This window comes from Sorangium sp. So ce327 (assembly GCF_051530205.1).
GTDB lineage: Bacteria > Myxococcota_A > Polyangia > Polyangiales > Polyangiaceae > Sorangium > Sorangium cellulosum_B.
Window position 1 is genome coordinate 1,883,745 of the sequence record NZ_CP150330.1, and the last position, 18,311, is coordinate 1,902,055.

An 18,311-nucleotide genomic window follows, 5' to 3' on the forward strand; every position below is an offset into this window, starting at 1 on the left:
AGGAGACTCCCTCGATGCCCGCCATGCACTCGCTCCCGCCGGTTCATCGCCCTCTCGAGGACGCGCTCGCGCTCGGCCCCGCGCTGCTCGCGCGCGCCGGCTCCGCAGAGGCGGCGCCCTGGCTCGCCGCCAGCCTCGTCGAGGGCCCCGCCGTGGTGCTGGGCGCGGCCCAGCGCGCAGCGCGCGTGGTCGACCTCTCGGCCTGCGCCGCGCGCGGCGCGAAGGTCCTGCGGCGCGCCACGACGGGCACCGCGGCTTTCCTCGGCGGGCGCGGCGTCGTGTGGACCCTCGCGCTGCCGCACGCCGCCGCGCTCGCGCCCGACGCCACGGCCCGGACGCTCCTCAACCGCAACGTGCGCGGCTTTCTCAAGGGCTTCTCCCGCGCCGGCGCGCCCGCGCATTACTTCGGGCGCGAGTGGATCTCGCTGCAGCACCGCCCCGCCGCGCTGGTCGGCCTCGACGCCACGCCGGACGGCGCGGTCCTCATCGAGGTCTTCGCGGGCCTCGACGCGCCGCCCGCGATCCCCCCGGAGCTCGCGGCGCCGGACGAGCGCGTCATCGACCGCTGGCTGGGCAAGGCCCCGGCCGCGCTCTCCGACGTCCTTCCGGCGCGCCTCTCGCTCGAGGCGCTCGCGCGCGCCGTCGTCGAGGGGGTCGCCCTCCGCGCCGCGCTCCCGCTGATCGACGGCGGCGAGGCGCCAGAGCTCGCGGCCGAGCGCTTCCAGCCCGTGACCGCGCCCGACGACCCGGTGCCGCCGGGCGCCTCCGCCGCGGCGCTGGCGCGCGTGCCCATCGGCTGGATCGAGGCCGCGGCGCTCTCCGACGTTCCGCACGCTCCGCCGGCGCGCGCGTGGCTCGGCGGCGACGTGCTCACGGCGCGCTGGCTCCTCGACGCGTTCGGCCGGGGGGATGCGCCGGCGCGCGGCGAGGACGTCGACGCCGAGGCCTCGCCGCTGGAGGGGGCGACCCTCGCCGACCTGCGCGCGCTCGCGCGGCGCGCGCTCGCCCTGGGCCGCGCGCCCGGGGGCTGATCCGCCTCGGAGGCCTCAGAGAAGCGCCTGGCAGGGCGCGAGCTGGCTCGCCAGGGGCCCGAGCGCCGCGCCGGCCGCGCCCCCGGCGAGGAGGCCCGCCAGCGCGGGGCGCGGGCGAGGATCCGGATCGGGGACATGCCGCCCGCCGTCGAGGCGATAACGCCAGCGGGGACCCCGGGCGACGAGATCGGCGATCGCGAGGACGAACCGGTCGATGTCCGCCGCGCCGGTGCCGACGCCGAAGCTCGCCCGCACCGCGAGGGGCACCGCCGCGCTCCCGCTCGCCTCCGGCGCGCGATCCCCGGCGAGCGCCGTCATGAGCGGGTGCGCGCAGAACGACCCGTCCCGCACGCCGATGCCGTGCTCGGCGCTCAGGGCCGCGGCGACCGCGCCGGGATGGAGGCCCCGCACATTGAACGTCACGACGCCGATCCGCGGGCTCTCCGGGCCCCACATCGCGAGGCGCTCGACCCCGGGCACGGCGCACAGGCCGCGCGTGACGCGGTCGAGCAGGCGCGCCTCGTGCGCCGCCACGGCGGACATGCCCACCTCGGAGAGCGCGCGGCACGCCGCCGCGAGCGACACCGCGCCGACCACGTTGGGCGTGCCGGCCTCGTGGCGGGGCGCGCCGCTCGCCCATTCGACGCCGTCGTGCGTGACGCGCCGGACGGCGCCGCCGCCGGCGAGGTAGGGGCGCGCGGCGTCGAGCCAGTCGCCGCGGCCGACGAGCACCCCGCCGCCGAAGGGGGCGTAGAGCTTGTGACCGGACAGCGCGACATAATCGGCCCCGATCCCGGCGAGATCGATCGCGCGGTGCGGCGCGAGCTGGGCCGCGTCCACGGCGAGCCGCGCGCCGTGGCGATGGGCGACCGCGGCGAGCTCCGGGAGCGGCCACAGCTCGCCCGTGACGTTGCTCGCCCCCGTCACGGCGAGCAGCCGATGGCGTGAGCGCACGCCGCGCAGCGCGTCGTCGGCCCGCGCGATCGCCTCGTCCGCGCTCGCGGGCACCGGGAGGACGACAGACCGGCCGCGCCGCCACGGCAGCTGGTTCGCGTGGTGCTCCGAGGCGAACATCACCACCGTCGTGTCCTCGGGCAGCGCCGCGGCGAGCAGGTTGAGCGCGTCGGTGGTGTTCCTCGTGAACACCACCGTGTCCTCGTCGCGCGCTCCCACGAAGCCCGCCACCTCCCGGCGAGCGGCGGCATAGAGCTCGGTCGTCACGGTGGACGCGAACCCCGCCCCGCGGTGCACGCTGCTGTACCAGGGCAACAGCGCCGAGACCGCGTCGAGCACCGAGCGCAGGCACGGGGCGCTCGCCGCGTAATCGAGGTTCACGTAGCCCACCTGCTCGCCGGTGACGAGCGGCACGGCGAGATCCGCCCCGACGACGGGCAAAGGGAGCGAAGGGAGCGAAGGGAGCGAACCGAGGGCAGACGGCGCCGGCGCGCCCGCGGAAGGGCGCCAGTCCACGATGGAAGCGATCGACATATCACCTCAGGAGTCCAGGGGACTCCGGGCGACCAGAGTCCGCGCTTGCCCGCCGCACATGCGGCCGGCCAGGTCGTCACCCGGGACACCCCACCGCGGATCGGAGGGTTGTCGGCCAGCGAGCCGGGGCTACGCGCTGGCGCTCATGACCTGCCGGACCATTACCGCGTTGGTTGCCTCGTGGCAAGGACCGCCTCGATCGACCGGAGCGGTCTCCGTCTTCCTCGCGCGCGCTCCCCGGGCGCTTGACGGCCGTCGGGCGGAGCCCAACAGAGCGTTTCCCAAGCTCATCCCTGGCGCCGTGATGGGGAAGAACTCGAACACACCAAATCTGAGCCATGGAGAGGACGCGACGTTTCTTCGTCCTCTCCTCCGTGTCCACCCCCTCGGCGACGCGGGCGGCCGTCGACCAGGTGGACGATGACTCTGCCTGGGCGCGACATCCGAACGCACCCGCGCGTCGCGCCTTCAGGCTTGCTGTGCATGGTTGCGGCGCACATCCTTTGCCTTCCTGCTACCTGTCTCCCTACCGCCTCCCTTCCAGCGGCCTTCGACCTCCATGAGCTCACGGTCGCGGAGCTCGCGCGCCTGTTCCGCGCTCGATCGCCGCCGCCGCGGGGATGGCGCCTCCACTCGAGGCCGCGCGCTCCGGCTGCAGGCCTGCCAGCGCCTGCCCGCCCGCGTGCCGCCAGCGCCGTGGCCGCGAACCTCATGGAGAGGATCCGGGCGCGCCGGCAAATCATCGCGACCGACAGGGACCAGATGCGTGCCTGTTGCAAATTTCTATTGGAGATTCCGCCTGCCCTCGTGGTAGGGTGATCCTGCTCGGGGGAGACGCCCTGCAGGTAGGTGGGAAGAGGGGGAGTCGTGCTCATGCGCGACGGCACGGCCGGGCCATGTCCGCTGAATCGGATCGAGGGGGGGCAACGATGCCTCGGAAGAAGATTCTGCTGGTCGACGATTCTCAGACCATCCTGCGTATCGAGCAGATGGCGCTGAGCAAGGACTACGATCTCATCACGGCGAACGACGGCGGCCAGGGGATCGAAGTGGCCTTGGCGCAGCGGCCGGATCTCATCCTCCTTGATGTCGTCATGCCGCACATGAACGGGTTCGACGCCTGCCAGCAGCTGCGCGCGGAGGACGCGACGCGCGGTACGCCGATCCTGCTCGTCACCAGCCGGAGCGATGTCGCGCACATGGAACAGGGATTCCGGTGCGGCTGCTCCGATTTCGTCACGAAGCCTATCGACACGATGGAGCTCCTGGAAAAGGTCAGGAACTGCCTTGGCGACTGACTCGGCGGCGAGGGCATTCGAGGGCGCACGTCTCGCCCCTTCCAGCGGCGACGATGGATCCATGGCCCTGCCCGACGATGTCGGCGGAGAGGAGAGGACGAGCCCGTCCGGCCCGAGGGCGCCGTCCGCGTCGGCCGGACCGTCCAGCTGGCGCTCGCTGCCGGCGGAGACCCAGCACGTCATGCCAGGCCAGCTGTTCGCTTCGCCCGAGCCCACCATGGTGACCACCATCGTTGGGTCCTGCGTGGCGATCTGCCTCTGGGACGCCACCGCCGGCGTCGGCGGGATGAACCATTACGTGCTTCCGGAATGCCCGAGCCCGGCGATGGCCTCGGTCCGCTTCGCCGAGTTCGCATGCCGGCGCCTCCTCGAGCGGCTCGTGGCGCTCGGGGCCTCCAGCCAGGCGCTGCAAGCGCACGTCGTCGGGGGCGCCTGCCTCATCTCCGCGTTCCGGGAGCGCGGCACCCACCTCGGCGCCCAGAACGTGGATGCCGGGCTCGCGTTCCTGCGCGCGGAGCGGATACGGATCGCCCAGCTGGACACGGGCGGCAACCGGGGACGCAAGATCGTCTTCCGGACGAGCGACGGCGCCATCTCGATCCAGCCTCTGTGAGCCGCATGGACAGCGATCGCGACGAGCTGCTCCAGACGTTCACGCCAGAGGCGCACGAGATCCTCGACGAGATCGAGCGCGCGCTGCTGCAACTCGAGACCGGCCGCGACGCTCACGAGGTCCTCCAGCGCGTCTTCCGCGCCACCCATACGCTCAAGGGGAGCGCCGGCTCGGTAGGCCTCGGCGGCCTGAGCGAGCTCGGGCACGCCGCCGAGGACATCATCGAGGCGCTCTGCCGCGGCGAGCTCCCGCTCTCGACGCCCGTGGTCTCGCTGCTGCTCGAGACGGTGGACGCAGCCCGCCGGCTCGTCGCCGAGGTCGAGCGGGGGCAGGCCGAGCGCAGCACCTCGTACAGAGAGGTCGTCGCGCGCCTGGAGCAGGCGCGGCATGGAGGGCTCACGGCGAAGGAGGACGCGGGGGCGACGAGCGCGCGCCGCGCGACCGAGGACGACGCGGAGGGAGCGACCGGTATCAAGAGCATCCGTGTCGCCGTCGAGAAGCTGGACTGCATGGCGGATCTCATCGGAGAGCTCACCCTCGGCCGGAACAGGATCGCTCGGACGCTCCGCGCGGTGCGCGGCGAGGCCGGCGCTGCGCTGCGCGACGAGATGGAGGAGCAAGATCGGCTCTGCAAGGAGCTGGAGGAGGCGGTGCGCGCCGCGCGCATGGTGCCGGTCGGCCCCTGGTTCCGGCACTACGAGCGCACGGTGCGCGATCTCGCCCACGCGCACGGCCGGCAGGCGCGCCTCCTCGTCGTGCACGGCGACGTCGAGGTGGACACGGCCGTTGTCGAGCGGTTCCGGGACGCCCTGACGCACATCCTGCGCAACGCGATCTGTCACGGCATCGAGCCGCCCGAGGCGCGGCGCGCCGCGGGCAAGGACCCCTGCGGCACGATCACCCTTCACGCCGCGCACGAGCGGGGCGGCATCGCGCTCCGGATCTCCGACGACGGCGCCGGGATGAGCCGCGAGCGCATCGCCGCCCGCGTCTGCGCGCTGGGGAGGCACCCGGCGCCCGAGACGCTCCCCGATCATGAGCTCTTCAGCCTCGTCTTCGAGCCCGGGTTCTCCACGGCGGCGGAGTCGTCCCACCTGGCGGGGCGCGGCATGGGCATGGATGTCGTGCGGCGCAGCGTGGAGTCGATCCAGGGGACGATCCGGATCGAGAGCCGCGAAGGGATCGGCACGTCGCTGTCGATCCAGCTCCCGCTCACCCTGGCCACCATCGAGGGGCTCTCCGTCGGGATCGGCGGCGAGCGGTACGTGATCCCGCTCCGCGCGGTGCTCGCCTGCTGTGATCTGCCCCGCGGCACGCTCGCGCACGGCGGCGGCCAGGGGCTCATGATCCGGCGCGGGCGCGCGCTGCCGTGCGTCCGCCTCCGGGCGCTCTTCGGGCTCGGCGGATCTCCCCCGCCGGAGGAGCGCGTCGTCATCGTCGCGCACGACGGCTCCGAGGCCGGCCTCGTTGTCGACCTCCTCGACGGCGAGGGGCGCACGGTGGTCAAGCCGCTCGGCCAGCTGTTTCGCCGCGTCCGGGGCATCTCCGGCTCGACCATCCTCGGCGACGGCAGCGTGGCGATGATCCTCGACGTCGACGCGTTGCTCGGCGGCGTCCTCGGGGACCTCGGCCCGGTCGACGCCCCCGACGAGCGCAGGGCAGCGCCATCGGCCGCCGGAGGCAGCCCAGGATGAGCCGGCGCCCCGGCGCGCAGGGCGCCCGTTTGCCATCTCTCTTTATGGAGGCGTCATGATCTCCGACGCGTCGAGCCCCGTGTCGCAATACATCTCCTTCATCATCGCGGGTGACGAGTACGCGGTGAACATCCTCCGGGCGCGGGAGATCGTCGAGCACAGCGTCACATCGCGGGTCCCGATGATGCCAGCGTGCATCGTCGGCGCCATGAACCTCCGGGGCCGCGTCGTGCCGGTCATCGATCTCGCGGTCAAGCTCGGGCTGCCGCCGACGAGGGTGAGCCGATGGACGTGCGTCCTCATCGTCGAGACCGAGCTCGACGGCGAGAACACCCGCCTCGGCCTGCTCATCGACGGTGTGGGCGATGTGCTCACGCTCTCCGAGGACGAGATCGAGCAGGCGCCGGCCTTTGGCGCGCAGGTGCGCGTGGATCAGCTGCTCGGGATGGCAAAGGTGGGCCAGAAGCTCGTGCTGCTGCTCAACATCGACCGCATCCTCTCGCCGGCGGAGCTCCTGGCCTCGACGCCGTCCGGCCCCTCGGCCCCCGGGGCCCCGCCGGCGCTCCCAGGCGGCCACGGCGCGCCGGCCGGCGAAGGGGACAGGCCATGATCTCGCTCGCCGAGCTGGGCCCGCGCGCCCTCAGCGACGAGGAGTTCGGGCTGTTCCAGCGGCTCGTCAAGCGCGCCTCGGGCATCGCGCTCGGCCCGCAGAAGAAGCCGCTCCTGCTCTGCCGCCTCGGGCCCCGGCTCCGCGCGCTCGGGCTCCGCAGCTTCGGCGAGTACTACCGCCGCGTGACCGCGCCGGACGGCGAGGGCGAGCTCGTGCACATGCTCGACTGCATCTGCACGAACGAGACCCATTTCTTCCGGGAGCGCGCTCAGTTCGAGCTCCTCGAGCGCGAGATCCTCCCGGCGTGGCACGAGAGCGCGGGCCACGGAGCGCCCTTCGCGCGCGGCCGCCGCCCGCTGCGCGCCTGGAGCGCGGCCTGCTCGACCGGGGAAGAGCCCTACTCGATAGCGATGTCGTTGCTCGACAGCCTGCCCTCCCGGGATCGCGGCGACACGGCGGGACAGGCGCCGCCATGGGCCGCCGCCGCGTCGCCCGGCGCTCCGGGGATCTGCATCCTCGCGACGGACCTGTCCGTCCGCGCGCTCGACCAGGCGCAACGCGCGGTGTGGCCGCTCGAGCGGGCCTCGGAGATCCCGGAGGAGCGCCTGCGCAGCTACATGCTCCGCGGGACGGGCGCGAGCGCGGGCCTCATGAAGGCCCGGCCGGAGCTGCGCAGGCTCATCACCTTCCGGCGCTTCAACCTGCTCGACGCGGCGCCCAAGCGATTCGGCCTGTTCGATCTGATCTTCTGCCGGAACGTCCTCATCTACTTCGACGCCGCGACGAAGGCGTCGATCGTGGCGAGGCTCATCGCCAGCCTCGCGCCTTCAGGGTACCTGTTCCTCGGACACGCCGAGGGCCTCCACGGGACGGACCACCGCGTGCGGTGCGTCGCGCCATCCGTTTATCGGCTCCCGCCCCCGGCGGGGCTCGCAGGAAGCCGCACCACATCTAGCCCGGAGCATGCATCATGCTTGCGCATATCGGAGTAGGCCGGAAGCTCTACCTCGGCTTCGCCGCCATGGTCGTCCTCGTCCTCGGACTGGCGGGCACGTCCTACATGAGGTTCGCGGAGCTCGACGAGGCCCGCTCGTGGGACCAGCACACCTACGAGGTGATGCTCACGACGAGAGAGATCATGGCGTCGCTGCTCGACACCGAGACAGGAGAGCGCGGCTTCGTCATCACCGGGGTGGAATCGTTCCTGGAGCCGTACCGCAGCGGGCGAGACCGGTTCGATAAAAACCTGAGCCGTGCCCGGGAGCTCACCAGGGACAACCCGCGCCAGCAGACGCGCCTCGACAGGATCGACAAGCTCCACGACGAGTGGCTCTCCTCCGTGCTGGAGCCGATCATCCAGCAGCGCCGCAGCGCGGACGAGGCGAAGGCGCCGGTGGATCGCGCCGCCGAGGAGGTCAAGCAGGGGCGCGGCAAGGGCCTCATGGACCAGATGCGCACGGCGCTCAAGGAGATCGACGACGAGGAGATCTCCCTCCTCGCCCAGCGGCAGGCGGCGACGAACGCGCTCGTCAAGACGATGTACGTGACGCTGCAGATAGGAGGTCTTCTCGCGATCGTCGTCGCCGCCGTGCTCGCCGTCGTCTTCAGCAGGATGATCCTCTTGCCGCTCACCCAGGCGGTGTCGATCCACCAGCGCATCGCCGGGGGCGACTTCACGGGCCAGGTCACGGTGAAGAGCTCCGACGAGTTCGGCCAGATGCTCGGCGCCGTGAAGGCCATGTCGGAGCGCCTGGCGGGCCTCATCGGCGAGGTCCGGAGCGGCGCGGTCTCGGTCTCGTCGGTCTCGGTGCAGCTCTCGGCGACGGCGCAGAGCCTGTCGCAGGGCACCAGCGAGCAGGCGGCGTCCGTGGAGGAGACGATGACCAGCCTGCAGCAGCTGAGCGGCACCATCGCGAAGAACGCCGCCAACTGCAAGCAGGTCGAGGAGACGGCGCACCGGAGGACGAGGGACGCGGAGCAGAGCGGTCAGGCCGTCCGGGAGACGGTCGAGGCGATGAAGGCGATCACCCAGCGGATCGTGATCATCGAGGAGATCGCGTACCAGACGAACCTGCTCGCCTTGAACGCCGCGATCGAGGCGGCTCGCGCGGGCGAGCACGGCAAGGGCTTCGCCGTGGTCGCCACGGAGGTGCGGCGGCTGGCCGAGCGAAGCCGGGATGCGGCGAAGGAGATCGGCTCGTTCGCCGCGTCGAGCATCGTCGTCGCGGAGCGCTCGGGCCAGCTCATCGCGGAGCTCGTCCCGTCGATCCGGGAGACCGCGGAGCTGGTGCAGGGCGTCGCCGTGGCATCCAAGGAGCAGTCGAACGGCGTGGCCCAGATCAGCGGGGCGGTGGAGCTGATAGAGCAGTCCACGCAGCGCAACGCCGCGATCTCCGAGGAGCTCGCCAGCACGGCGGCCGAGCTCTCGGCGCAGGCAGAGCAGCTCCAGAACGTGATGGCGTCGTTCCGCCTCGCGCAGGAGAGCGACGGCGACCCGGGCCAGAGGCCCGCGGCGCCGCCGCGTCTACCGGACCGCCGCGGCGGCAAGGCGCTGTGGAGGCCGCCGCAGAAGGGCCCCCTGAGCGGCGGCGGCGCATCGAGCAACGGGCGCGTGCCGCACGCCCCAGGCGATCAGGACTTCATCCCCTTCTAGAGCGGCGGTCGCCCGCTTCGGATACGGGCCCATCTCGACGTTTTCGGTGCTCAGCGCACAGGAGTGCGCTTCCGCGCCGAAAACGCCGATCTGGGCCCGTCTCCTGTGCGGTCGCCCGCCGCTCTGCTCCTCGAAGAGGTGACGCTATAACAGCAACTTATCGATGCATCGAGGAGGCCGCGTCCACTCCGCGGCCTGCGGGCGTCACGGCGCGCAGAGCCGCGGGACGCGCGAGCGGGCTCAAGCCTCGTCTTCGATCACGTCCTGCGCTTCCTTCTTCATCGGCTTGTACTTGAAGATCGCGCGAATGATGCCGTGATCGTTGGTGCCGTCGGCCTTGTGATCCTCGAAGTTCAAGTGATCGTTGTTCACCGTCATGCCGTTGAACATCCATAGGCGTTTGCGGCTGTTGTCGTAAAACTCCTGGCTCACCAGGATGTGATCGAGCGATTCGCGTATGTCCTGATGGACGTGCGTGTAGTAGACGTCCCTCGTGTCGCGGTACTCCTGCAAGGTCTGCGCGGTATAGAGCGCGGTGTCTCCACCTCCAGCCGAATCGCCTACCAGGTACTTCGGTTGGCCGGTCAGCACGTTGGCCGTGTTGCTCTGCTGCCCATCGTTGATATCGCCGATCACGATGACGGGTGTATTGTTGCCCTTCATCTGTTCTGTCAGAAGGAAGCGAAGCGCCGCCGCCTCCGCCGTTCGACGGATCGTCGAGAGCGCCGACCCGAGCCCGGCCGAGTGCTTTGAATAGGTAGTCCTGTCTGCCTTGTACCAGGCCTCGTTGAACACCTTCGTCGGCGCCTTGGATTTGAAGTGGCAGACGTAGACATGAATCGCAGGGTCGTTTTCACGCGGTTTTATCGTGAAGTGGAGGACCGGCCTGGAGAAGCCGCTGATGCTCACGTTGATGTCCGGCGTCTGCGGATCGTCGCCGCTGGATTGCAGGACGAATTTTCTGGGGAAACGCTCTATCCAGTCCGGCTGGCCTTCCAGGAGCCCCTTGCGTACGATGGCGGCACAGACGATCTTCGTCCCCGTAGCCTCTGGCGGCGCCAGCACATCGTAATTCTCCGTCATGCCCGCGGTCTGCAAGCAGTTGTCCAAGGAGTCGCGGTGCCATAATTCCTGGAACCCGCAAACGTCGGGTTTCAGCATTTTCAGCTGCCGGGCGACCCATTGGAGCTTGAGATTGTATTGATCCTGGGTCCAGCCCTCCGGGTCCGAGTACATCCGCAAGCCAGGTTCGTTGAGGTTGAAGAGGTTGAATGTCGCAATGCTCAGCTCTCTCAGATTCATGGACACTTCCTTTTCTCTGGGGATTGCCGCTCAAGTACGAACGACGAACCCGACAATCGTAGATTCGCCGTCCTGCGACGCTTCTCCGCGTCGCTGCTCCAATGCGCGATGCGCGATGCGATGCGCCGCAGGTGCAGCGTCGTCGGTGTGCCATTGAGCGCCACAGGAGCCAGGAAATCCAAACGCGATCCGGATGTCAATCTCCTCGTAATGGCCATCCCACCATACAGCCACGCTGTACGCGCTGGTTTCCGCGGCTCACCTCGAGCCGGCGATCCCGGCGAGGATCAGGTCGATCCCGGCGAGGAGCTCTCCGCGGTCGTCGTGGCCGGGGAGGTGGGCGGCGACGCTTCGCGTGAACGGGTACTCGCGGGCGTCGAGCTCGCGCCAGCGCGCCGCTGCCGCCTCGAGGAAGCCGACGCGGTTCGTCGACGGCGCGAGCTCGCGGCGCGCGAACTGGATCGCCGTGGCGTTCTGGCCGCTCACCCCGATGACGTAGCTGAGCAGCGTCGACGCCGCGGTGAACTGGGCGCTCCCGCGGACGCCCAGCGCCTCGACCTGGCGGCCGAGGCGCTCGTAGATCCGCAGCATCGCCGTCTCCCACGGAGCGCGTGAGAGCTGCGCACCCACCCACGGATACGCCTCGATCGCGTCGAACACGCCGAGCGCGATGCGGTGGACCTCGAAGCCGCGCTCGCCGAATCAGTCTGATCCAGCCGGTTTCAGTCAAAACCGGCCGCCACCACCACCGGACTGGCCACCACCACCACCGGACTGGCCGCCACCGCCCCCGGACTGGCCACCACCGCCCCCGGACTGGCCGCCACCGCCCCCGGACTGGCCGCCACCGCCCCCGGACTGGCCGCCACCGCCCCCCGAGTGGCCAACACTGCCCTTGACCGGGCCACTGCCCCCGGCGCTGGCAGCGCTCGTCGTGGGGCAGCCGCGGGCGTAGTTCCTGGCGGTCACCTTGTAGCAGCACAATCCGTCTCGCTGCTTCGCGCTCTCCACCGACACGACCTGGTCGTTGCAACTTCGATCGATCGTGTTGAGCTCCTCCACCGCCTGCTCGCGGTCCAGGCACGCCCCGAGCTCGTCGGGCCATTCGAAGCAGCGGATATCGTCCCGGCCGAGCCAGTCGCTGCAGCCCGGCGCTGCGATGAGGAGCGCAGCTGTTGTCGACGGGCCGGCGCTCAGCAGGAGACCGGCAAGGAGCGTTCGTCGAAAGGATCGGTCGAGCCGCATGAGGTGCACCTCCAGGCGTTGCTAGCGCGGCGGCTCGGGCACGAACTCGGCGCCCAGCCGGAAGATCAGGAAATCCTTGATCACGTTGTCGCTGGCGCTGGGCCAGACGAACGGGCTGCCGGCCGTGCGGCTCGGGTTCCACTCATACCACATCCACCGGGCCCCCGCGTCGATGCCGCAGACGATGGGGAACTCGTTGCCGGGCTGCGGGACGTCCGTGGCGGTGTCATTCTCCCGACGTCGCGCGCGCCCGCCGCGTCCACCCTCACTTGGGCGCGTCGCGCTTCCTGAACCACTTGGAGAGGTAGCGCTCTTCGAGGTCGATGAAGGCTTCGCGCATCATGGCCTCGTAGACGACGGCCTCGAGGACCCCGGGGCGCGGGGCGGGGGTCTGCTGCTGGATGAGCCCGGCCGGGACCTTCCGCGAGATCTTGTAGCTCGTGAGCAGCGGCTCCGCGTCTCCGGGCAAGATGAACTCCGTTTTGAACAGGAACTTGAGCCCCATGATGATGATCTGCGGCTTCTTGCTGGCATGGGCGATCCCGGACGACTCGACGCGATAGCTCACCACGAGCGAGGGGGAGGTCACGGTGAGCTGCTCCTCGGCGGAGCCCTCGAAGGGCGGGCCCGGCTCGAACGTGACGAGCTCCGGCTCGAACCCCCGCGCGAACCCCTCCACCAGGGCCGACGCGGTCCGCTTCTCCTGGGGATCGAGGCGGGTCGCATCGACGTAGCGGCTCGGCAGGGACGCGGCGCCGCTGAACATCGGGATCTTCCTAACGATGTCGTCGGCGCGCTCCAGGTCCTGCGACGGAAGCCGCCGGAAGCGGACCTGGACGGCCGGGCCGCGGAGGCCCTGCGGCGTGCTCCTGGGCCCCACGCGCTCCGCGTAGGCGAGGAGCCGCCTCACGAGATCCGCGTTCTGCTCGCCCCCTTCGGGCATCTCGCTCTTGTACCGATCGAGCGCGCGCGCATAAAGCGCGTGCCTGGCGTCGTTGAACGTCTTGTCCAGGCCGTGCTTCGGGTAGCGCTCCGCGAACGCCAGCAGCGCCGCCAGCGTACCCACCTCCCGTGCCCGATCGAGCTCCGCGGCGAGCGCGGCGCGGCGGGCCGCGTCGACCTCGGCCTGGATGCCCGTCTTGGGGTGGGCGCGGAGGAAGTCGTCGATGGCCTCCACCGAGCCTTTCGCCACCGCGAGGCGTAGCTCGGCCCGTGGCAGCAGCACCTGGGAGACGACCTCCGCGTGGCCGCGGCCGCGCGCGATGTAGCTCTGGTACGCGGCCACGTCGTCGCGCTCCCGCGCCGCGGCGTACATCCGCGCGTCGCTCATCCGGTTGCGGAGGAAGAAGAGCCCCAGGCCGAGGGCCACGCCGATCGCGGCCGCGAGGAGCCACGCATAGCTTTGCCACCCCGGGACCTCGCGCGAGAGCGGGATCGGCGACGCGAACGGGCTCTGGATGGCGGGCGGCTCGAAGGGATCGAGCCGGCGCAGCTCGGCGGCGTCGGGCTTCGCTTTCATGCGGCTGCACGCCGCTTCGACCTCCCGGATCACGTCGTCCGAGCGCGACGGGTCCTCGAGGGGAAAGGCGTGCTGCGTGCCGCCGAACGTGAGGACCACGGCGCCGCGAGGGCCCGCCGAGACGCGCGAGAGCTCCGCGAGCGAAAAGACCCGGAGCCTGTGGTCGCGCGCGTCGACCAGGTTCGCGGGGAAGACGAACAGGCCGGGCGCGAACGGCAGCGTGACGAGGTCGGCGTTGTAGGCGAGCGCCCGGAGCACGCCGATGACGGTGGTCGCGGCGAGCAGCACGTACGCGGCGGCCGCCGACCTCGGGTGGAGCGCGAGAACGCTGTTCACGTCGCCCAGGCCGGCCGCACAGAGCGCCGCCAGCAGGAGGCCCGAGGCGGCGCTGACCGTGAGCCAGGCCACGATGGTGCGCCGAGTGCCGAAGCGGCTGACGATCGGCGCCGGCGCGAACCGCCCGCGGAACGCCTCGAGCACGCCGTCCTGGATGGTACGCGGAAGCTTGTAGAAATTGATCTCGTTCATCGCGCTGCTCCCACCCGGCGCCGGAGCTCGGCGCCCTTCCACGCCTCGACCTGCCGATCGACTCTAATTCATTTCGCCCCGAGCTCCGAGTCCGGAGATGACAACTCCTTGCAGCAGGAGCGTGCGGCGATGCGTCGACTTCTGCTCCTCTGGCACTTATGCAGTCTCGTCGGCGCCGGCGCTGCGGTGGGCTGCCGCGATGACGATCCCCGGAGGGACCGATCGAGCGCGCCGGGGCTGCGGCTCCGGCGGTCCGGCGGCTCGAGCTCGGGCAGGCCTCCCCATGACCCTGCGACGTCGCAGAGTCCGAACCCCGCTGTCCGCCGGCGACGCTGCCGGCGAGGCCGCGGCGCCGACGCACACGGCCACGGGCCCTCTTGCCCGCCGAAGCTCGGGTTTGCGTCGGCGATGCGAGGCCCGCGAGGGACGACGGCCGAGCTGGGCCATCCGACCCTCGCGTACCCGACCCGCTGGCGCGTGGGGCTGCGACCCGCACGCCGGCGCCCTCGCGTTCGAACAGGCGTAATGACCGGACCAACGCATGGGACGCGAGACATCAGCCGACCAACAGCACATTTTCGACGCTTCCAAACAAGGAATGAAGAGTCTAGCTTGAACGCTTAAGGCGAACGCTCCTAGCGAAGGAGGAAGAGCCGGAGCTTCCGACGTGTTCGTATGAGGCAAGGTGAACGCGCAGCGTGCGTTCACGACAAGAGACCACTTCAGTAGACCACGCATCACCGCGGCAAAACGCCGTTTCTTACAGACCACACGCGTAACGCGTAAAAGGAGAGGTAACCCAGCATGAAGATCGTCATCAAGAGCGCGGGCTCGGTGCGCAACGCGGGCTCGGTGCGCAACGCGGGCTCGGTGCGCAACGCGGGCTCGGTGCGCAACGCGGGCTCGGTGCGCAACGCGGGCTCGGTGCGCAACGCGGGCTCGGTGCGCAACGCGGGCTCGGTGCGCAACGCGGGCTCGGTGCGCAACGCAGGCTCCGTGCGCAACGCAGGCTCCGTGCGCAACGCGGGCTCGGTGAGGAACGCGGGCTCGGTGCGCAACGCCGGCTCGGTCCGTAACTAGCGACCGCGACTACAGGGACATTGGTCGCGCCGCGGCGGCGATGAACTCGCCTCCGCGGCGCGCCGCCGTCACCAGGACAATCACGACCAGGCGGGATGACGTCCCTCGTAGCGCAGCCCATCATTGACTACCTGTCTTCCATGGCGGATCGACGTGCACCGTGAGGGCGAGTTGCCGTCCATTTTGCGCTTGAATCGACCTTGATGGATTGATAGTGTCGACACGTCCCAATAGGAACTCCATGTCCACCGTGTCAGAGCACATCGACATCCCCCTCGCCCCTGCGCCGCCGCCGAGGATGGGCCGATTTCTCGCTCTCGACATGCTCTTCGAGGGCGGACGGATGTTCGTCGGCGCAACGTCGGTGCTCTACCTCCTGTCCCGGGGCTTCCAGCTGCAGGACATCGCGACGTTGAAGTCGGTCCAAGCGGCCGTGATTCTCGTCGGCGAGTTTCCTACTGGTCTCGTGGCAGACGTGGTCGGGCGGCGGCTTAGCCTTGCGCTCGCGCTGCTGCTCGGCGGCGCAGGGTTCTTGCTCTTTTTCACTTGCGATACCTGGGCGTGGTTCTGCGTCGCTGAATGCCTGACCGCCCTGTCGCTCTGCTTCTGGTCCGGCTGCTACGAGGCCTACGCCATCGACTCGTCGGGGCTCGCGAGCTCACCGCAGCACCTCGATCGCTTCTTTTACCTCAACCAGACGTGCAACAGCGTTGCGGTCATGGCGTTCGGCTTCGCTGGCGGGCTCATCGCGGCCCGCGGTGTGGGGCTGCCGTACCTGGGCGCGGCGCTCACCTTCGGTGCCGCGATGGCATGGCTCGTGTTCGCGCTCCCTGGCGACGTGCAGGGTTCTCGCGTCGCGGCGGAGCACACGCCGCTCCGTGTGCACCTGCGCAACGCCTTCGCCGACGGCATCCTGCGGCCGACCGTGCTGCCGCTGTTCCTCGCGAGCCTGCTGGTGCAGCTCGTGATCCAGCCGATCCTCCACTACTGGCAGCCGCTCTTCCAGGAGCTCGATCCTTCCGTCGAGACCACTGCCCTGGGCACGACCTTCATCGCTTATGCCGGCGCCTCCGCCCTGTTCGGGTCCGTTTACGCTGCCATCGCCAAGAGGGCATGGGTACGCAGCGCGTCGTTCATGCTGACGCTCTTCATGAGCTTCTCGGTCCTGTACATGCTCGTCGGCCAGATGCGCGCCTGGCTTCCCGCGCTCGTCGTGTTCTGCTTGCTCCAGGGCAGCCTTGCCTCGGTGCGGAGCTTCCTGAGCGCCCGCATCAACGAGCGCATCACCTCCTCGTCGCGCGCATCGGTCCTGAGCTCGTTGAGCCTGTTCTCTCGCGTCGGCATGATGGGCGCCCTCGCCATCATCCACTGGCAGCTCTCGGGCCGGGACGGCGAGCGTCTATCTGTCGTGAACCTCTACAACCTCTTCGCGACCGTATCCATCGGGTTGTGCGTGCTCATGGTGATCTTCCTGCTCGTGGTGAAGAATGACAAGAAGCATACATGAACTGGATGTCTCACTGCGTCCGCTCTGCGCGGGTGATCTGGACGCGTTCATGACGTGGGCGTCCGACCCCGAGGTGACTCGCTCCTTGTTCTGGGACAGCTACCAGGATCGTGAGCGTGCCCGCCTCTTCCTCGCGGACGTCGCTGAATCACACCCGTGGTTCATGGCCATCTGCCTGGACGCCACGCCGGTCGGCGCCATCACCCTCGACCGCCGGTCCGGAGCGGCGTCCTGCAGGGCGGAGCTGGGGTATGTCCTCGCCCGCAGGCACTGGGGGCGGGGGATCACGACGAGGGCGGCCTCGCTCGCGCTCGATCGAGGCTTCGCCGATCTGGGCGTGGCGCGTATCGAGGCCTATGTCGATCCGGACAACGTCGCCTCGATGCGCGTCCTCGAGAAGGCCGGCATGGTTCGTGAAGGGCACCTGCGATGTTATCTGATGCACCGGGGAGCGGTGCGCGATAGGTATCTCTATGCAAAATGCAACCAAAGCACGCAGTGAGCGCGCATCGAGGCTTCAGATCCCACGCTACCTCGGGCTGGAGCGTGCTGAAGCGACGCGAGACGGAGCTGTTCAGCTCACGCTGGGTCACACGGATCGGCTGCGAAAGGAGCTCACGCTGGACAGCGAGGGGCTCGACTTCCTGCTCGGCTTCCTGAAGCCCACCACGCTCTCCTCAGCGGCTCGGCGCGTGCGCGAGCGCCCCGCCAAGGCGCAGCGGCTCGGACGAGACCTGAAGTCCGCGGGCATCCTGCGCCCGGCCAAGCCCGTTCCAGAGCGCTTTCGCCGGTACGATCGCCATCTTCTGTTCTACGATCTCGCGGGCGCCGACCCGGTCGCCGTGCAGGCCAGCCTCGCGCGGCGGCGCGTCGCGCTGGTGGGCATGGGCGGAATCGGCAACTGGGTCTCGATGGCGCTCATCGGAGCCGGCTTCGGCGAGCTGCGGCTCATCGATTTCGACGACATCGAGCTCAGCAACCTGACGCGTCAGGTGCTGTTCACGGAGAAGGACGTCGGGCGGCCCAAGATCGACGTGGCAGCGGAGCGGCTGGCCGAGCGAAACCGGGGCACGCTCGTCCGTCCGGTCCCGCTCAAGGTGAGCAGCGCGCGAGAGCTGAGCGCCGCGCTGAAGGGCGTTCACTTCGTCGTGCTCTCTGCGGACCAGCCAGCCACCATCCACGAGTGGGTCGATCTCGCCTGCGTGAAGCGACGCATCCCCTATGTGAACCTGGGATACCGCGACGCCACGGGGGTCATCGGGCCGATGACCGTGGCGGGGCGGACGTCGTGCTACCACTGCTTCAAGCCGCGCTCCGAGAAGCGCCGGGCCAAGGGTGGCGCGCGCGACATGGCGGAGCTGCACGAGGCGCTCAACCGTCGCTATCAGGCGCCGTCCTTCGGTCCCGTCAACGCGCTCGTGAGCTCGATCGGCGCGCTCGAGATCATCAAATATCTGGGCGGCTTCGCCGAGTGTGCTTCGATGGGCACCGAGCTCACGGTGGATCCGTTCACGCTGGAGATCGACCGCCGCGCCTACCGCCGTGATCGCTCGTGCTGGAACTGTGGCCACATCGAAGCATGAAGCGTCCGGTCCATCGCATCCAGGCGAGGAGCGTGAGGGACTTCCGCTGGCAGCGCGGTCGTCTCCTGTTGACGCGAGCGAGGTCGGAGGCGAACTTCTGGCAACGGACGGCTTCCGGGCACGTTCGCAGCGGGACGGCGGACGCCCCGTCTGCCGGCGG

The 18,311-nt window shown here is 70.0% G+C and carries 17 protein-coding genes and 1 riboswitch; of the genes, 11 read left to right on the plus strand and 6 right to left on the minus strand.

Going from position 1 to position 18,311, the window contains the following annotated elements; genetic code table 11:
• Positions 1–14: 14 nt before the first annotated feature.
• Positions 15–1,031: a lipoyl protein ligase domain-containing protein gene (locus WME95_RS07065; RefSeq protein ID WP_437907654.1), complete on the plus strand. Its 1,017-nt coding sequence runs from the start codon at positions 15–17 to the stop codon at positions 1,029–1,031.
• Positions 1,032–1,046: 15 nt separating this feature from the next.
• Here the strand turns inward: WME95_RS07065 and WME95_RS07070 are convergent, their stop codons facing one another.
• The gene (locus WME95_RS07070; RefSeq protein ID WP_437907655.1) at positions 1,047–2,519 is read right to left on the minus strand and encodes an aminotransferase class V-fold PLP-dependent enzyme; all 1,473 of its coding nucleotides are present in this window, start codon (positions 2,517–2,519) and stop codon (positions 1,047–1,049) included.
• A 36-nt stretch (positions 2,520–2,555) separates the two neighbouring features.
• A riboswitch (SAM riboswitch) is annotated at positions 2,556–2,670 on the minus strand.
• Between the two features lie 745 nt (positions 2,671–3,415).
• Here WME95_RS07070 and WME95_RS07075 point away from each other — a divergent pair.
• From WME95_RS07075 to WME95_RS07100, 6 genes are all read left to right on the plus strand, one after another.
• The gene (locus WME95_RS07075) at positions 3,416–3,817 is read left to right on the plus strand and encodes a response regulator (RefSeq protein ID WP_437907656.1); all 402 of its coding nucleotides are present in this window, start codon (positions 3,416–3,418) and stop codon (positions 3,815–3,817) included.
• 61 nt (positions 3,818–3,878) lie between these two features.
• Positions 3,879–4,430, plus strand: coding sequence for a chemotaxis protein CheD (locus WME95_RS07080; protein ID WP_437907657.1), 552 nt, complete (start codon positions 3,879–3,881; stop codon positions 4,428–4,430).
• A 5-nt stretch (positions 4,431–4,435) separates the two neighbouring features.
• Positions 4,436–6,124 carry a chemotaxis protein CheA gene (locus tag WME95_RS07085; RefSeq protein ID WP_437907658.1) on the plus strand — a complete coding sequence of 563 codons (1,689 nt, stop codon included), beginning with the start codon at positions 4,436–4,438 and terminating at the stop codon, positions 6,122–6,124.
• Positions 6,125–6,179: 55 nt separating this feature from the next.
• Positions 6,180–6,734: a chemotaxis protein CheW gene (locus WME95_RS07090; RefSeq protein ID WP_437907659.1), complete on the plus strand. Its 555-nt coding sequence runs from the start codon at positions 6,180–6,182 to the stop codon at positions 6,732–6,734.
• Complete coding sequence (locus WME95_RS07095) at positions 6,731–7,726, plus strand: CheR family methyltransferase (protein WP_437907660.1); 996 nt, start codon at positions 6,731–6,733, stop codon at positions 7,724–7,726. The genes WME95_RS07090 and WME95_RS07095 overlap by 4 nt, the downstream gene beginning before the upstream one ends.
• Positions 7,705–9,387, plus strand: coding sequence for a methyl-accepting chemotaxis protein (locus tag WME95_RS07100; RefSeq protein ID WP_437907661.1), 1,683 nt, complete (start codon positions 7,705–7,707; stop codon positions 9,385–9,387). Before WME95_RS07095 ends, WME95_RS07100 begins: the two co-directional genes overlap by 22 nt.
• 240 nt (positions 9,388–9,627) lie before the next feature.
• Here WME95_RS07100 and WME95_RS07105 read toward each other — a convergent pair whose 3' ends face one another.
• The 5 genes from WME95_RS07105 to WME95_RS07125 form a co-directional block, all read right to left on the minus strand.
• On the minus strand, positions 9,628–10,689 hold the full coding sequence (locus tag WME95_RS07105) for an endonuclease/exonuclease/phosphatase family protein (RefSeq protein WP_437907662.1): 1,062 nt from the start codon (positions 10,687–10,689) through the stop codon (positions 9,628–9,630).
• A 258-nt stretch (positions 10,690–10,947) separates the two neighbouring features.
• Positions 10,948–11,349, minus strand: coding sequence for a hypothetical protein (locus tag WME95_RS07110; RefSeq protein ID WP_437907663.1), 402 nt, complete (start codon positions 11,347–11,349; stop codon positions 10,948–10,950).
• Between the two features lie 66 nt (positions 11,350–11,415).
• Complete coding sequence (locus tag WME95_RS07115; protein ID WP_437907664.1) at positions 11,416–11,934, minus strand: hypothetical protein; 519 nt, start codon at positions 11,932–11,934, stop codon at positions 11,416–11,418.
• A 21-nt stretch (positions 11,935–11,955) separates the two neighbouring features.
• The gene (locus tag WME95_RS07120) at positions 11,956–12,087 is read right to left on the minus strand and encodes a hypothetical protein (protein ID WP_437907665.1); all 132 of its coding nucleotides are present in this window, start codon (positions 12,085–12,087) and stop codon (positions 11,956–11,958) included.
• A 112-nt stretch (positions 12,088–12,199) separates the two neighbouring features.
• The gene (locus tag WME95_RS07125; RefSeq protein ID WP_437907666.1) at positions 12,200–13,981 is read right to left on the minus strand and encodes a hypothetical protein; all 1,782 of its coding nucleotides are present in this window, start codon (positions 13,979–13,981) and stop codon (positions 12,200–12,202) included.
• 804 nt (positions 13,982–14,785) lie between these two features.
• On the opposite strand from WME95_RS07125, the gene WME95_RS07130 reads away from it, so the two are divergent.
• The 4 genes from WME95_RS07130 to WME95_RS07145 all read left to right on the plus strand — a co-directional run bounded on the left by WME95_RS07130 (position 14,786) and on the right by WME95_RS07145 (position 18,151).
• On the plus strand, positions 14,786–15,061 hold the full coding sequence (locus WME95_RS07130) for a hypothetical protein (protein WP_437716179.1): 276 nt from the start codon (positions 14,786–14,788) through the stop codon (positions 15,059–15,061).
• Between the two features lie 241 nt (positions 15,062–15,302).
• A complete protein-coding gene (locus tag WME95_RS07135; protein WP_437907667.1) occupies positions 15,303–16,568 on the plus strand; it encodes an MFS transporter in 1,266 nt (421 codons plus the stop codon).
• Entirely contained in the window at positions 16,549–17,070 is a 522-nt protein-coding gene (locus WME95_RS07140; RefSeq protein ID WP_437907668.1) for a GNAT family N-acetyltransferase, read from the plus strand. The genes WME95_RS07135 and WME95_RS07140 overlap by 20 nt, the downstream gene beginning before the upstream one ends.
• Entirely contained in the window at positions 17,042–18,151 is a 1,110-nt protein-coding gene (locus tag WME95_RS07145; protein WP_437907669.1) for a TOMM precursor leader peptide-binding protein, read from the plus strand. Before WME95_RS07140 ends, WME95_RS07145 begins: the two co-directional genes overlap by 29 nt.
• Positions 18,152–18,311: the final 160 nt, after the last annotated feature.